We start from the raw sequence: 14,450 nt of genomic DNA on the forward strand, positions 1-14,450 counted from the left end.
ATGAAGCTCACCACAGCGGTCAGGAGCCACCGGAGCCGCGTCCGCGCCTGAAGGGGCAATCCGGTTGCCCTGTCCGAACCTTGCGGCAGCCCAGGACGGCCGGGTGTCCGCTCCGCCTGTGCTGGGGATGCGTCAGGCGCACCAACTGCCCCAGAAGGCATAGACCTTGCCCGGCATTGGGCCCGGTAGGACGTTTCGCCGCCGGTGCGGCGCACGTAAGGGTGACTCAGTCCTTACTCCTACCCCGAGGAGATGCAGAACATGCCGTCCTATCTGTCACCCGGCGTTTACGTCGAGGAGGTAGCGAGCGGAACGCGTCCGATCGAGGGGGTGGGCACTTCGGTGGCGGCCTTCGTCGGCCTCGCACCCACCGGACCGCTGAACGAGCCCACGCTGGTGACCAACTGGTCGCAGTACGTAGCCGCCTTCGGTGACTTCACCGAGGGCTACTACCTCGCCCACTCGGTCTACGGCTTCTTCAACAACGGCGGCACCACCGCGTACGTCGTCCGGGTCGGCGGCTCGGCTGCGCAGGGCGCCGGCCAGGCCGCGCTGGGCGGTTCGGCCCCGGCCGCGCTGCTGCCGGGCGAGCCCAAGGAACTCGGCTCGTTCACGGTGACCGCGATCACCCCCGCGCCGCGCGGCACGCTGACCGTCGAGGTCGCCGACGCCGAGGGCGAGGGCCCCGCCGAGCGATTCAAGCTGAACGTCAAGGACGACGGCAAGATCGTCGAGAGCTTCGACGTCACCGCCAGCAAGAAGGGGGGCCGCGCCTACGTCGTCACCCAGATCAAGGAGCGCTCCAAGCTCATCTCGGTGGCCGAGGCGACGCCCGCCGGGCAGCTGGCCCGCCCCGAGAACCAGACCGTCACGCTGGCCGCCCCTGCCGCCGCGCCCGGCTCCCCGGTCCCCGCCGTGCAGGAGCCGCACCCCGGTCCGGGCGAGTACCTCGGTGACTCCTCCGACCGCACCGGCTTCGGCGGCCTGGAGGCCATCGACGAGATCTCCATGGTCGCGGTGCCGGACCTGATGTCCGCCTACCAGAGCGGTGCCATCGACCTGGAGGCCGTCAAGGCCGTCCAGCTGGGCCTGATCGCCCACTGCGAGCTGATGGGCGACCGGGTCGCCATCATCGACCCGCCGCCCAACATGAACGCCCGTCAGATCCGGGTGTGGCGCCAGGAGACGGCCAACTACGACTCCAAGTACGCCACGCTGTACTACCCGTGGATCAAGTCCTTCGACCCGGCCACCGGCCAGGCCCGCACCATGCCGCCGAGCGGCCACATCGCCGGAGTCTGGGCCCGCAACGACAGCGAGCGGGGCGTGCACAAGGCCCCCGCCAACGAGGTCATCCGCGGCGCCGTCGACCTGGAGCTCCAGATCACCCGCGGCGAGCAGGACCTGCTCAACCCGATCGGCGTCAACTGCGTACGGTCCTTCCCGGGCCGCGGCATCCGGGTGTGGGGCGCGCGTACCCTCTCCTCCGACCCGGCGTGGCGCTACCTCAACATCCGCCGGTACTTCAACTACCTGGAGGAGGCCATCCTCCTGGGCACCCAGTGGGTGGTCTTCGAGCCCAACGACCACAAGACGTGGGCCCGTATCCGGCGCAACATCTCCGCGTTCCTGACGAACGAGTGGCGGGAGGGTGCTCTGTTCGGCACCCAGGCCAACCAGGCGTTCTACGTCAAGTGTGACGAGGAGACCAACACCCCGGAGTCCATCGATCTCGGCCGGGTCATCTGCGAGATCGGCGTGGCCGTGGTCAAGCCGGCCGAGTTCGTGATCTTCCGGCTCGCGCAGCACTCCAGCGGCACCGGCGAGCTGGAGGAGTAACCGGCAGGCCGGCCGCGGCCCACCGGCCACCGTGCCGGTGAGTCGCGGCCGGCCGACGCTCCGCACCTCATCACCGCCACTGACCCCGCCCCGGGGCCGAGTCCCCGGTCCCGGTCCTTCAGGAGGAGAACAACACCATGAGCGACTTGCAGCTCGGCGATGCCCTTACAGTCAGCGATTTCGGCTTCCAGATCGACGGCATCAATGTGCAGGCCGTGCACCAGATCAGCGGCTTCAAGCAGGACCAGGAAGTCATCACGTACATGCAGAACACGGCCGATGGCATCACCGTGGTGAAGAACATGCCGGGCCCGCAGCCCGGCGGCAGCATCGAGGTGGTCTTCGGTATCACCGAGCAGACCGTCTTCCAGGACTGGATCAAGGAATCGCAGCAGGGCGCCATGGGCTCGGCCCGTAAGAACGCCTCCATCATCCTGCACGACTGGGCCGGTGCCGAGGTCATGCGCTACAACCTGATCAACGCGTGGTGCAACGTGGCGACGCCGACCTCGCTGACGGCGGGCGGATCCGAAGCCATGACGCTGACCGCGACCGTCAACTACGAAATTCTGGAACTCGTCTGATGAAGCGCACGGTGGCCCGGCCGACGAGGGGCAGCACCGCCGCACCCGCGACGGCCGGCCTCCCCGCGGCGGAACCGGCACCCGAGGCCGCGCCGAGCGCAGCCGCACCGGAGCCGGAGCCGCTGCGTACGGAGTTCGCATTCGAACTGCCGCGTGGATACGTCGACGCGCAGGGCGAGATCCACCGGGACGGCATGATGCGGCTGTCCACGGCGCGGGACGAACTGCTTCCGCTGCGCGACGCCAAGGTGATGGAGAACCCGGCCTATCTGTCGGTGATCCTGCTCGGCCGTGTCATCACCCGCCTCGGTACATTGCGTTCGGTGCACGACGGGATCGTGGAGGGGATGTTCGCCTCCGATCTGGCGTTCCTCCAGGACTTCTACCGCCAGATCAACGCCGAGGGGCACACCCGTGCCACGGTGGCGTGCCCGCACTGCTCCGAGCCCTTCGAGGTGGAACTCGGCGGGAGCCGCCTGGGGGAATCATGACGTACGCGACCGACCGGCTGCACCAGGAGATCGCGTACCTCGCCTACCACTTCCACTGGAGTCAGGCGGAGATCCTGGATCTGGAGCACCAGGACCGCCGGAACTACGTGCAGCAGATCGCGTCCCTGGTGCAGGTGCAGAACGCCGAAATGAAGGGCTGAGCCATGGGTTTCCTCGATCGTCTGCTGCGCCGCACGGACGGTGCGGGGGGCTCACCCGACGCCCGATCCGGTGCCACGGAGCCGTCGGCCGGGGGCACGACGTCCTCGGCCCCGGCGGTGGCGTCCTCGTCCGCCGTGCCGGTGGTGGCCGCCTGGCCGGTGCTGCCGCCGATCCAGCGTGCTGTGGACCCCGAGCAGAGGATCGCCGACTGGCGGTTCGACGGGCGGATGGCGACGTTCCAGAACCCGTCGTCGGCGCGGCCCGGCCGGCTGTCGATCCTGGACGGACAGCCTCCGGCCGGCATGGCGGCCCAGTCGATGCAGGAGCCTCGCCCGGCCGTTTCCGGCCTGAACCGCCCGGTGTACACGGCATCACCGGCCATGCCACGGGTCGAAACCGCCCCCGTGCAGCGAGAGGTGGAAGAGCCCGCGCCCGGGGCGGTCCCGGTGCAGCGCGCGTCGGGGACGCAGGTTCGGCCGGTCACCCGGGCAAAGCCCCAGCGGCGTTCGCTGACCAGGACCACCGGTCAGCCGGCGGGCGTACAGCGCCGGGTACTGCCCGCCGCCGCCACCACCCGGCGGAAACCGGCCCCCGCACGGGATACGACCGGCGGCCCGGGTGCGGCGGCACCCGGGCCGTCGCCCACTCCGGGTTCATCAGCCACTCCCGCGCGCACCGGACGGGAAACCGGTGGCGCGGGCACGGGCGGCGTGGCTCCCGCCGTCCAGCGGGCGGCGGACCGGCAGCCCGGCCCGGGCCCCGGCCCCGGCCGTCCTTCCCCGGCGGGCGGGGGCGCCGGAGCATCCACGGGCTCCGCCGCCCCCGCCGCACCGACCACCGGGACGGGTGCCGCCGCTCCCCTCGCACCGGTGTCGTATCCCGCTGCCCCGATGGTGCGGGCCACCGCGCCGACGCTCCAGCCCGGCCCCGCCTCCGAACCGGGCACCGCGTTCCCCGCCTCCGGTGGCCCGGCCGCTCCCGTCCAGCGAACGGCAACGGCGGGCACGGCGCATCGTTCCCCCGGCCGCACCGGCACCGGCACCGGCACCGGCACCGGCCAGAGCGCTGCGGGGCCTTCGGGCTCCTCCGCGTCCTCCGCGTCCTCCGCACCGACGGCCGGATCCGTGCAGCGGCAGTCCGCGTCACCCGGCCAGAACCGGCCCGGCCCGGCCACCCGGCCGGCCCGGAAGCCTGGCCTGGGCGCACCGAGCTCCCCCAGTGCGACGGGCAGTACGCCGTCCGCCGGAGGGGCCACCGGCGCACCCGGCCGGGCCGCGACCGGCACCACCGCGTCACCCGTCGCCCCCGTTCAACGCGCGACGCCCTCCGGCACCCCGGCAACCGCGCCCGTACGCCCGGCCACCCCGGCCGCCCCCGTACCCCGCACGGCCGACAACCCGTCGCCCACCGCGCCCGTCCGACCAGCCACCCCGCAGGCCACCACCACCCCTGTCCAGCGCGCGGCGGACCGCACCCCGCCCACCGCACCCGGCCGGCCGGCCGGCGACACCCCGCCGCAGGCACCGGTGCGCCCGGGCCCGACGCGGGACACCGGCCAGGGCGGTACGCCGACGCCCACCGCACGCGCCGCGCAGCGCGGGACGCCGCCCGGGGCACCGCCACCGGCGCCCGTACGGCCCACCACCCCGTCCGCGCCCACGACCGGTGACACCACGCTTCCGGTCGTGGGCGTCCAGCGCACGACGCATGCCTCACCCCAGGTCAGCCGGACGTCCGCGGAGCACACCCCGGGGCCGGCACCCCAGCGGTCGGCCACCCCGGCGGGGCCGACCCAGACAGCCGGCGGCGGACCCGCGGGCACCGCCCGCCCCGCCCCGGCAGCTGCCCCGGCGGACGGCACCCCCTCCGCCGCGCCGCCGAACGCCGCGCGAACCGTCGCCCCCGTGCAGCGCGCGGCGGACCGCACCTCGCCCACCACGCCCGTCCGGCCGGCGATCCCACGGACCAACGTCACACCCGCGCCCGCCGCCGGCCCCGCGCAGCGCACAGCGCACACCACACCGCCGCCCGCCGCGCGGATCCAGCGCGCCACGCCGCCGGGAACACCACCACGGACGCCCGCACAGCCGGCGACCCCGGGAACCCCCCTCGGGCGCCCCGCCGACAACCCGCCGTCCGGCGCAGGCCCGTCGGCGCCGAGCGACGGCACCGCGGTCCAGCGCACCGCACCGCCGGGAACACCGCCGCAGCTGCCCGGGCACCCGGCCACCCCCACGACCGGCCACGCCGCACCGCCCCTCGCCCCCGTCCAGCGTGCGGTGGCCGCCACACCACTGCCCACGCCCGCCCCCGTACGGCCGGTGCTCCCGCGGACCGGTGGCACACCCGCGCCGCCCGCCGCGCCGCTCCAGCGCGCGACTACACCGGCCGTACCCCCGGCGGCCCCGGCCACCCCCGCGCGGCGCACGGCCGACCGCCCATCACCCACCCCGCCCGTAGGACCGACACCGGCCGGGCACGCCACGCCGCCCGGCACTGCGCCGACCTCGGCCGTACGCCCGGCGACCCCGGCCACCCCCGTGCGGCGCGCGGCCGACCGCCCGGCACCGACCCCGCCCGTACGTCCGACACCCCGGCAGAACGCGGCCCCCGCCGTCGGCCCCGTCCAGCGCGCCACGCCCTCCGGCACAGCGCCGACCGCGACCGTGGGCCCGGCGACCCCGACCGGCCACGCCCCACCGCCCGCGCGGCCCGTCCAGCGGGCCACGCCCTCCGGCACCCCGCCGACCTCGGCCGTACGGCCGACGACCCCGGCCGCCCCCACGACCGGCCACGCCCCACCGCCCGTCGCTCCGCACCAGCGGGCCACGGACTCCGCACCACCGACCGCAGCCGCACGGCCGGCGAACACGGTCACCCCGCTCCAGCGCCCCGTGGCGGCTCCCGTCGGGCAACCCGGCACCACGGGCGGCAGCGCCTACGGCGGCCCCGTGCAGCGGGCGGTGGCCGGCGCGGCGGCCTCCGGCGGCGGGTCCGCGCCGCACCGGGGTGCCCCCGCCGTGCAACGAGCCGCCCATCCCGCCCCGCCGCAGGACCGTTCGGGGCTCGGCGCACCCACCCGGCAGCAGCCGCAGCAGGCCGTTCCGGTCACCCCGTCCGCGCCCACCGGGCCTGCCGAGCCCGTCGTGCGCTCCGCGGGTCTGGGGGGTCCGCTCGCCGTCCCGGGCACGGAGCCCATGTCCGTACAACGCGCCGTCCCCCGAGGCACGCAGAGCCACCCGGCCGCCGCGACCCCCGACCGCCCCGGCTCCGTACAGCGTCTCGCGATGCCGATGGCCGCTCTGCGGCCGGCGCACGGCACGCCGGTCACCGGACATGCTCCGGCCAGCACCCCGCCACCCGTGGCCATGCCGCTCGGGCGCGCCGCGCCCGCACCACAGCCGGCCCCGCAGACGGCCGTCACCAGGGCGCCCAGCGTCCAGCGCGCACCCGCCACGCCCGCCGCGCCCGGGCCCACCCCGCCGCCCCCTCCCGCGCACCGCGCCGCCGCCTCCGTACAGCGGTCCGCCACCCCGGCCCCGGTCCAGCGGTCCGGCGCGCCCGGGTCGCGGGAGAGCACGGATCCGCTGCACCTCAGCGAGTTCCAGCTGGACCAGCTCAGCCACCAGCTGATCGGCCGGATCGCGCTGCTGCTGCGTACCGAACTCCGCCTGGACCGCGAACGGATCGGCAGACTGCGCGACAGCCGCCACTGATCCCCCGCCGCCGACCCGTAGCACCGCAGACCGCAGAAAGGCCCGCCCCCGATGTTCCGACTGGACCCGGCGAGTACCCCGTTCTTCCGCCTCACCATCGACAAAACGAGCCTGGGGCTGTTCAACAAAGTTGAGGGGCTGTCCGCCCAGATGGACGTCGAGGAGCGCCAGGAGGGCGGCAACAACGGCTTCGTCTGGAAGCTGCCCACCCGCGTCAGCTGGCCCAACATCCGGCTGACCCGGCCGGTCACCGAGGACACCGTGAAGATCGCCAAGTGGTTCACCTCGCTCCAGACCGGGATCGAGCGGCCCACCGGGGCGATCACCGCCCTGCGGGCGGACAAGTCCGAGATCGCCACCTGGGGGCTGCTCGAAGTGCTTCCGATCAGCTGGAGCGGCCCCGACTTCGATCCGGAGGGCACCTCCGTGGCCGTGGAGGTCCTGGAGATCGCCCACCACGGGTTCACGGACTGACCGCCCGCACCGACGGCATCCACCACCGACCACCGAAGGGACGTCATCCGCCATGGCCATGGGACAGGGCGGCGCGGGAGCGAGTCTCGTCCGCGCCTCGCTCGCCATCCACCAGCCTCCGAAGGGCCGCAGCAGAAGGCCGGGCGGGCTCATCAAGGAGTTCACCTTCGGCTTCAACCCGGCCCAGCTGTCCCTCAGCCGCAGCGCCAACTGGTCGGTGACCCCCACGGTGGCGCAGCGGGAGGGTTCGAAGCCGGAGTTCATGGGGGCCGAGCCGCGTGAGATGACGCTGGAGATCTTTCTGGACTCCTCCCACGAGCCCAGCAGCAACGCCGTGATGAAGAACGTGGACGCGCTGCTCGCCTGCTGCGGGGTGACGGCCGACAGCAGCGCCGCCAAGCAGCCGCTGCCGCCGTGGGTGGTCTTCCAGTGGGGCTCGTTCTCCACCGCCCGCTTCACGGCGTACGTCAGCACGGTGGAAGCCAGTTACACGCTGTTCTCCACCACCGGCACCCCGATCCGGGCCACGTGCCAGATGCGGCTGCACGAGATCCCCGGTGTGACGCCGGGGCAGAACCCGACCTCGGGCGCGCTCACCGCGCGGCGCGTGCACCGGGTGATCGCCGGTGATTCCCTCGCCTCCCTCGCGTTCCGGGAGTACGGCAGCGCCAACGCCTGGCGCGCCATCGCCGAGGTGAACGGCATCGATGATCCGTCCCGGCTGACGCCGGGTTCGGAGCTGATGCTGCCGGCCGCCGAGGAGGTGCGTTCCTGATGGCGGAGTCAGCGCTCTCCAGCGTCCTCAGCATCTCCGTGGCCGGGGCCCAGCTGAGCACCGATCTGGCGTCCGATCTGATCGAGGGGTGGGTGGACCAGGGGGTCGGGGTGCCGGCGGCGTTCCGGCTGGTGTTCCGGGATCCGCAGCGTACGATGCTCGGCCTGCTGAACGCGGAGTTCGGCGCCCCGGTGGTGATCACCCCGATCGCCGATGGGGAAGGCTCCTCCGATCCGCTGTTCACCGGCGAGATCACCGGGATGGAGGCGGACTTCGACGGCAAGGGATTCACCGCCATCATCCGGGGGTACGACAGCGGCTTCCGGCTGATGCGCAGTCGCCGGGTGGCCGCGTACCGGGGGGAGACCGCCGACAAGATCGCGCGTCGGCTCGCCGGCCAGAACAATGTGCCCATCGGCCGGATCGACGCCACCCGGGGCGAGTACCGGTTCATCAGCCAGTCGGGGGTCACCGACTGGGACTTCGTGGCCCGGCTCGCCAATGAGAACGAGCGGGTCGTATCGATCGACGCGAAGGGCAAGTTCAACTTCGTGGACCCGAAGCCGGCCTCGGGGGCGCCGGCGCCGGCGGGGATCAACGACACCAATCCGCTGGTTCTCCAGCACGGCCAGGACATCCTGCGGCTGCGGGCCGCGGTCACCGCCGGCGACCAGGTGCGGAAGGCCGAGGCACGCGGCTGGGACGTCACCGCCAAGAAGGGTCTGGTCGCCCCGGTCTTCGCGTCGGACACCGACCGGTTCGGCATCGGCCTGACCCCGGCCGACGCGTCCGGCGCGTTCGAGCCGGTCACGCTGGTGGACGCCGGCACCCCGTACGACAAGCAGCCGGAGGTGGAACGGGCCGCCGCCGCGCTGGCGGACGATGTGACCTCCTCCTTCGCCGAGTTGGAGGTGCTGGCGCACGGCAATCCGCGGCTGCGGCCTGGCCTGCCGGTGGCGCTGGCCGACGTGGGGGTGCCGTTCGCGGGCCGCTACACCGTCACCTCCGTGCAGCACACCTTCGGCAACGGCCCGTACCGTACGCTGGCGACCGTCAGCGGGCGGCAGTGGCGTTCGCTGTACGGGGTGGCGTCCGGTGGTGGCGGGGACACCGGGGTGGAGCTGCCCTCGGTGGCGATCGCTATCGTCACCGAGGTGACGGACCCGCTCAAGCAGGGGCGGGTGAAGCTCATGTTCCCGTGGCTGGACGACACCTACATCAGCGACTGGACCCGGGTGACGCAGTGGGGCGGCAAGGGCGGCGGCGGGATCTTCCCGCTGGACGTCAACGACGAGGTGCTGGTGGCGTTCGACCGGGGCGCCCTGGACCACCCGTACGTCATCGGCGGGCTGTACAACGGGGTGGACGAGCCGACTCCGGTGAAGGATGTGCCGCTGCACTCCGGCCTGAAGAACCTGGCGGCCCGGCACACCCTCTCCGACCGGCAGGGCAACCGGATCGACCTGCTCAGCCAGCAGCCGGGGAAGAACGGCGTCCGGATCGCCTCCGGGGACAACAAGCTCAAGATCAACCTGGACCGGACCGAGACCGAGATCACGGTGGACAGCGAGGGCGCGATCACCATCAAGGGCGGCGGGTCCGTGTCGGTGGAGGCCGACAGGAATCTCACGCTGAAGGCGAAGAACAAGCTCTCCCTCAGCGGGGGAACGCTCGACATCAAGAGCCTGGGGGCGCTCAACATCGATGGTCTGGGCCTGGTCAACGTCAAGGTGATGGGCCTGATGACGATCGATACGGTCGGCCCGTTCACGGTGAAGAGCGTCGGCCCCATCTCCCTCACCAGCCCGGTCCCGGGAAACTTCAACAGGATGCCCATGCCGTGACGGCCGGCCCGCGCTCCCCCGGCGGCCGTCCCACCGGCACCACCCCCACGACCCCCACTCCCACCCCCCACCAGCGCCCGCAGAAAGGCAGGTACGCGGCCGATGGCCGAACAGTTCGTCGGATCGGGATGGTCCTTCCCGCTGCGGATCTCCCCCACCGGGGGCATCGCCCTCGTCAGCGGGGACCAGGAGGTCGAGGAGGCGATCCGGCTGGTGCTGGCCACCGCGCCCGGCGAGCGGCCGATGCGCCCCGAATTCGGCTGCGCCATCCATGACTTGGTGTTCGCCCCGGTCAACGAGCAGACGGCCGGGCGGATTCAGCACGAGGTGCACACCAGCCTGGACCGGTGGGAGCCGCGGATCGAGGTCCACGACGTCGAGGTGACGGTCGGTGAGGACCGCAGCGTGCTCTTCATCGACGTCCGGTACGCGGTGCGCGGCACCAACAACCCGCGCAGCCTGGTCTTCCCCTTCTATGTCATTCCGTCCCACGACGAGCCGGACGCCTCGGGCCCGGCCTCCGAAAGCGATCGCTGATGGCCCTGCCCTCCCCCAATCTCGACGACCGCCGCTTCCAGCAGTTCGTCGACGACGCCAAGCGCTACATCCAGCAGCGCGCCCCCGAATGGACCGACCACAACGTCTCCGACCCGGGGGTCACCCTCGTGGAGACGGTCGCCCACCTCGCCGACCAGATCGTGTACCGGCTCAACCGAGTGCCGGAGAAGAACCAGCTGGCGTTCCTCGATCTCATCGGCATCACCCTCTTCCCGCCCACCGCCGCCCGCGCCGATGTCACCTTCTGGCTGTCCGCGCCGCAGGAGGAGCCGGTGACGGTGCCGCTGGGCGCCGAGGTGGCCACCAGCAGAACCGAGCACACGGACGCGGTGGTCTTCGCCACCGAGCGCGCCCTCGCCATCGTCCCGTGCGAGCTGCGGCATCTGGCCGTGCAGCAGCGGGGCGAGCCGGTCGCCGACCGGACCACCGACCTGGCCGAGGGCAAGGGCCCGATGTGCTTCGCCGAGTCGCCGAACCCCGGCGACTGCATGCTCATCGGGCTGTCGGCGGCCGTACCGCACTGCGCGGTGGCGCTGGAGCTGGACAGCCGGGTGGACGGTGTCGGCGTCGACCCGCGGCAGCCGCCGCTGGTGTGGGAGGCGTGGACCGCCGACGGCTGGGTGGAGTGCGAGGTCGGCGAGGACGGCACCGGCGGGCTCAACCGGCCGGGGCATGTGATCCTGCATGTGCCGGGCGGGCACACCGCCTCGCGCAGCGGCGGGCAGCTGGCGGGCTGGCTGCGCTGCCGGGTGACCGAGCCGCTGGCGGACCAGCCGTTCTACACCACCTCGCCCACCGTGCGTTCGGTGGAGGCGTTCACGATCGGCGGCACCACCTCGGTGGTGCACGCGGACACGGTGCTCGACGAGGCGCTGGGCGAGTCCACCGGACTGCCCGGCCAGCGGCTGAACCTGGCCCGCCCCCCGGTGATCGGCGATGTGCCGCCGGTGCTGCTCCAGACCGCCGAGGGCGAGGGGTGGGCGGACTGGGAGGTGGTGCCGACCTTCGCCTCCTCCCGGCCGCACGACCGGCATGTGACGCTGGACGCGACCACCGGGGTGATCGCGTTCGGCCCGGCGGTACGCGAACCGGACGGCACGCTGCGGCAGTACGGCATGGCCGCCCCCAAGGGCGCGGTGATCCGGGCGCGCCGCTACCGTACCGGCGGCGGGCGGGCCGGCAATGTGGCGCGCGGGGCGGTGCGGGTGCTGCGTACCTCCGTCCCGTACATATCGGAGGTCGTCAACCGGGAGGCCGCGCGCGGTGGCGTGGACGGCGAGACGGTGGACGAGGCGAAGCTGCGGGCGCCGATCACGCTGCGCGCCCAGGAGCGGGCGGTGACGCTGCGCGACTACGAGGAGCTGGCGCGGCGCGCGGCGCCCGACACGGCGCGGATCACCTGCCTGGAGGGCGACGAGAACGAGCACGGGGCGTACGCGATACGGGTGCTGGTGGTGCCGCAGGCGGTGCCCGACCCGGACGGGCGGCTGCGCTTCGAACAACTCGTGCCCGGTGACGCCCTGTTGAGTCGCATCACCCGCTACCTCGACGAACGGCGACCGATCGGGACGCGGTTGGCGGTCGGGCCGCCCTACTACCAGGGCATCACGGTGGTGTCGACGGTGCACGCGTTCCGTGGCACCGACATCGAACGGGTGCGCCGCGAGACGCACGACGCGCTGTACCGGCATCTCGACCCGATCATCGGCGGTGCCGACGGGGAGGGCTGGCCGTTCGGGCGGCCGGTGCAGGCGGGCGAGCTGTTCGCGGTGCTCCAGCGCGTACCGGGTGTGGAACTGGTGGACCAGGTGATCCTGCACCCGGCCGATCCGCTGTCCGCCAAGCGCGGCGAGGCCACCGACCGCGTCAACCTGGGGCCGGGGGCGCTGCCGTTCTCCTTCGACCACCGGGTGAGGGTGATCGGGGACGGCGCGTGAGGGGGTCCGTCGACGGGCTCGACTCGTCCACGCCGATCGGTACGATGCTGCCCGCCGTGTTCGCCGACGACGATCTGGCACAGCGGTTCGTCGCCGGTCTCGACGAGGTGCTGGCGCCGATCCTGAACGTACTCGACTGCCTGGAGGCGTACTTCACCCCCGGTCTTGCGCCGCTCGACTTCACCCAGTGGCTGGGCACCTGGGTGGGGGCCGAGACGGACGGCACGGAGCCGGCCGAGCGGCTGCGGGCGGCGGTCGGGGCCGCCGCGTATCTGCACCGGATCCGCGGCACCCGGCGCGGTCTTTCGGAGGCGGTGCGGCTGACCTTCGGCACGGAGCCCGAGATCACCGAGAGCGGCGGCGCCGCCTGGAGCGCCGGGCCGTTCGGGCCGGTGCCGGGCGAGACCCGGCCGCGGCTGCACGTTCATCTGCGGCTGCCCAGCCCGACCCCGGCGGACGAGCACCGCCTGGACACGCTGGTGGCCGCCGCGCGCCCCGCCCATATGCCGTACACGGTCCAGGTGTCGGCCGCTGAAAGGACCTTGGAGAAATGACCACCCAGAACTGCGCCGACTGCGGCACCCGGGCGGAGCCCGGACAGTCGTTCTGCGAATCGTGCGGGGCCGTGCTGAGCTGGCGGGAGCCGGCGACGGCGGCGCTGCTCGGCGCGGAGGCGCCGACGACCCGCGTGCAGCGCGCGGGCGGCGGGTCCGAGGCGGAGGCACGTACGACGCCGACCCCGACGTCGGAGCCGGCTCCGAACCCGGCTCCGGTCGCCACCCCCGCTCCCGCGCCCGTCCCCGTCCCCGACGTCGAAGCCGAGGCGGCAGCGGCGGCAGCCGCCGCCGAAGCGGAGGCGAAGGCGCAGGCGGAGGCCGAGGCGGCGAACCGCCGCGCGCGCGAACTGCTGGTGCCGGTCGCCGAGACCGCCCCCGCCGAGGCGCCGTCCGCCATCATGCCCACCCTGCCCGGCCGCCCCGGCAGCACCCGGCCCCAGGTCAAGGGGCCCGGCCGGGAGGCCGACGCCGAGGGCGGCGTCCCCTGCCGCTGGTGCGGCATCCAGAACCGCCCGGACCGGCACTACTGCGCCCGCTGCGCCATGCCCATGGCCACCGACCAGGACGAGCGGCCCGAACGCCTCCCGTGGTGGCGGCGGCTGTTCGACCCCACCAACGGCGAGGCGCCCTGGGCGGGCGAACGCCCCCGGCTGAACCGCAGCTTCGGCCACCTTCTCAAATGGGCGGCCATCGGGCTGGTGGCGGCGCTGCTCCTGCTCCTCGCGTTCCGGATACCCGCCGGCATCGACCGTACCCGCGACCACTTCGCCACCCGCGCCCCCGTCATCCCGGAGAGGGCCCAGGCGTCCCGCTCCTACGCGGACCACGGGCCGGAACTGCTCTTCGACAAGCTGAACAACACCTGGTGGGGGCCCGGGTTCTCGATGTCCGGCCAGGGTGAGTGGGTCTCGGCCCACTTCGGCGAGGCCGTCGATCTCCTCGACGTGATCATCACTCCGGGGGTCTCCGTCCGGCCCGACCAGCTCTCCGAGTCGGCGCTGCCGCGCCGGCTGACCGTCGAGATCACCGCCTCGGACGGCTCGATCAGCACCCGGGAACTCACCCTCGACCAGGGCTCCGGCCCCCAGCTGAGGGAATTCCGCGCCAAGAAGGTCATCGAGGTCCGCTTCATCATCGAGACGGCCTACGCGGCGGCGGAGGACAAGCAGATCGCCATCGCCGAGATCGAGTTCTTCGGTCCGTCGAGCAACAGCCTCTTCTGACGTCATGAGGAGAACGTTCCGCGCCCCCGGCCCGGCGGCGGCACCGCCCACCGGGTCCTGAACACACCGCTGCCCGCGCGGCAGCAGCGGTAACACCGCGACACCGCCGCGCGGGCACCCCCCACCCGCGCGGCGAGGCGGTTGCCTGCGGGGGCAGTTGCGCAGGGGCACGCGCACGTCACCATCCGGGCCGCCCCGGGCCGCCGCAAGGTCCCGGCCGGGCACAGCTGTTGCCCCTTCGGGCGATCACCACGGCGCCGTCGCCTCCTGACCCGCCCGGCGCCCTTGAC

General features: G+C 73.4%; 13 protein-coding genes. 12 read left to right on the forward strand and 1 reads right to left on the reverse strand.

The features are described 5' to 3' along the window. Nucleotides 1–261 precede the first annotated feature (261 nt). The 4 genes from AC5WRL_RS27795 (at nt 262) to AC5WRL_RS27810 (ending at nt 3,075) form a co-directional block, all read left to right on the forward strand. Entirely contained in the window at nt 262–1,839 is a 1,578-nt protein-coding gene (locus tag AC5WRL_RS27795) for a phage tail sheath family protein (RefSeq protein WP_496091444.1), read from the forward strand. Nucleotides 1,840–1,976: 137 nt separating this feature from the next. Next, the gene (locus AC5WRL_RS27800) at nt 1,977–2,423 is read left to right on the forward strand and encodes a phage tail protein (RefSeq protein ID WP_496091445.1); all 447 of its coding nucleotides are present in this window, start codon (nt 1,977–1,979) and stop codon (nt 2,421–2,423) included. Continuing rightward, nucleotides 2,423–2,914 (forward strand): hypothetical protein, encoded by a 492-nt coding sequence (locus tag AC5WRL_RS27805; protein ID WP_496091446.1) that lies wholly within the window; start codon nt 2,423–2,425, stop codon nt 2,912–2,914. The genes AC5WRL_RS27800 and AC5WRL_RS27805 overlap by 1 nt, the downstream gene beginning before the upstream one ends. Continuing rightward, nucleotides 2,911–3,075: a DUF6760 family protein gene (locus tag AC5WRL_RS27810; protein ID WP_496091447.1), complete on the forward strand. Its 165-nt coding sequence runs from the start codon at nt 2,911–2,913 to the stop codon at nt 3,073–3,075. The genes AC5WRL_RS27805 and AC5WRL_RS27810 overlap by 4 nt, the downstream gene beginning before the upstream one ends. Before the next feature lie 1,310 nt (nt 3,076–4,385). Here the strand turns inward: AC5WRL_RS27810 and AC5WRL_RS27815 are convergent. Then, entirely contained in the window at nt 4,386–5,051 is a 666-nt protein-coding gene (locus AC5WRL_RS27815) for a hypothetical protein (RefSeq protein WP_496091448.1), read from the reverse strand. Nucleotides 5,052–5,970: 919 nt separating this feature from the next. Between AC5WRL_RS27815 and AC5WRL_RS27820 the strand changes: the two genes are divergently transcribed. From AC5WRL_RS27820 to AC5WRL_RS27855, 8 genes are all read left to right on the forward strand, one after another. Continuing rightward, entirely contained in the window at nt 5,971–6,792 is an 822-nt protein-coding gene (locus tag AC5WRL_RS27820) for a hypothetical protein (protein ID WP_496091449.1), read from the forward strand. Between the two features lie 51 nt (nt 6,793–6,843). Further along, a complete protein-coding gene (locus tag AC5WRL_RS27825) occupies nt 6,844–7,266 on the forward strand; it encodes a phage tail protein (protein ID WP_496091450.1) in 423 nt (140 codons plus the stop codon). Nucleotides 7,267–7,318: 52 nt separating this feature from the next. Further along, complete coding sequence (locus AC5WRL_RS27830; RefSeq protein ID WP_496091451.1) at nt 7,319–8,041, forward strand: CIS tube protein; 723 nt, start codon at nt 7,319–7,321, stop codon at nt 8,039–8,041. Next, the gene (locus AC5WRL_RS27835) at nt 8,041–9,885 is read left to right on the forward strand and encodes a VgrG-related protein (RefSeq protein WP_496091452.1); all 1,845 of its coding nucleotides are present in this window, start codon (nt 8,041–8,043) and stop codon (nt 9,883–9,885) included. Before AC5WRL_RS27830 ends, AC5WRL_RS27835 begins: the two co-directional genes overlap by 1 nt. A 102-nt stretch (nt 9,886–9,987) precedes the next feature. Then, on the forward strand, nt 9,988–10,422 hold the full coding sequence (locus AC5WRL_RS27840) for a GPW/gp25 family protein (RefSeq protein ID WP_496091453.1): 435 nt from the start codon (nt 9,988–9,990) through the stop codon (nt 10,420–10,422). After that, nucleotides 10,422–12,380 (forward strand): putative baseplate assembly protein, encoded by a 1,959-nt coding sequence (locus tag AC5WRL_RS27845; protein WP_496091454.1) that lies wholly within the window; start codon nt 10,422–10,424, stop codon nt 12,378–12,380. The genes AC5WRL_RS27840 and AC5WRL_RS27845 overlap by 1 nt, the downstream gene beginning before the upstream one ends. After that, entirely contained in the window at nt 12,377–12,934 is a 558-nt protein-coding gene (locus AC5WRL_RS27850) for a phage tail protein (protein ID WP_496091455.1), read from the forward strand. Before AC5WRL_RS27845 ends, AC5WRL_RS27850 begins: the two co-directional genes overlap by 4 nt. Further along, nucleotides 12,931–14,160 carry an NADase-type glycan-binding domain-containing protein gene (locus tag AC5WRL_RS27855; RefSeq protein WP_496091456.1) on the forward strand — a complete coding sequence of 410 codons (1,230 nt, stop codon included), beginning with the start codon at nt 12,931–12,933 and terminating at the stop codon, nt 14,158–14,160. The genes AC5WRL_RS27850 and AC5WRL_RS27855 overlap by 4 nt, the downstream gene beginning before the upstream one ends. Nucleotides 14,161–14,450: the final 290 nt, after the last annotated feature.

The organism is Streptomyces sp. NTD107, from assembly GCF_059510435.1.

Bases quoted from the DNA above. Each gene is read 5' to 3' on its own strand.
- AC5WRL_RS27795 (WP_496091444.1), top strand. From the start codon at position 262: ATGCCGTCCTATCTGTCACCCGGCGTTTACGTCGAGGAGGTAGCGAGC.
- AC5WRL_RS27800 (WP_496091445.1), top strand. From the start codon at position 1,977: ATGAGCGACTTGCAGCTCGGCGATGCCCTTACAGTCAGCGATTTCGGC.
- AC5WRL_RS27805 (WP_496091446.1), top strand. From the start codon at position 2,423: ATGAAGCGCACGGTGGCCCGGCCGACGAGGGGCAGCACCGCCGCACCC.
- AC5WRL_RS27810 (WP_496091447.1), top strand. From the start codon at position 2,911: ATGACGTACGCGACCGACCGGCTGCACCAGGAGATCGCGTACCTCGCC.
- AC5WRL_RS27825 (WP_496091450.1), top strand. From the start codon at position 6,844: ATGTTCCGACTGGACCCGGCGAGTACCCCGTTCTTCCGCCTCACCATC.
- AC5WRL_RS27830 (WP_496091451.1), top strand. From the start codon at position 7,319: ATGGCCATGGGACAGGGCGGCGCGGGAGCGAGTCTCGTCCGCGCCTCG.
- AC5WRL_RS27835 (WP_496091452.1), top strand. From the start codon at position 8,041: ATGGCGGAGTCAGCGCTCTCCAGCGTCCTCAGCATCTCCGTGGCCGGG.
- AC5WRL_RS27840 (WP_496091453.1), top strand. From the start codon at position 9,988: ATGGCCGAACAGTTCGTCGGATCGGGATGGTCCTTCCCGCTGCGGATC.
- AC5WRL_RS27845 (WP_496091454.1), top strand. From the start codon at position 10,422: ATGGCCCTGCCCTCCCCCAATCTCGACGACCGCCGCTTCCAGCAGTTC.
- AC5WRL_RS27855 (WP_496091456.1), top strand. From the start codon at position 12,931: ATGACCACCCAGAACTGCGCCGACTGCGGCACCCGGGCGGAGCCCGGA.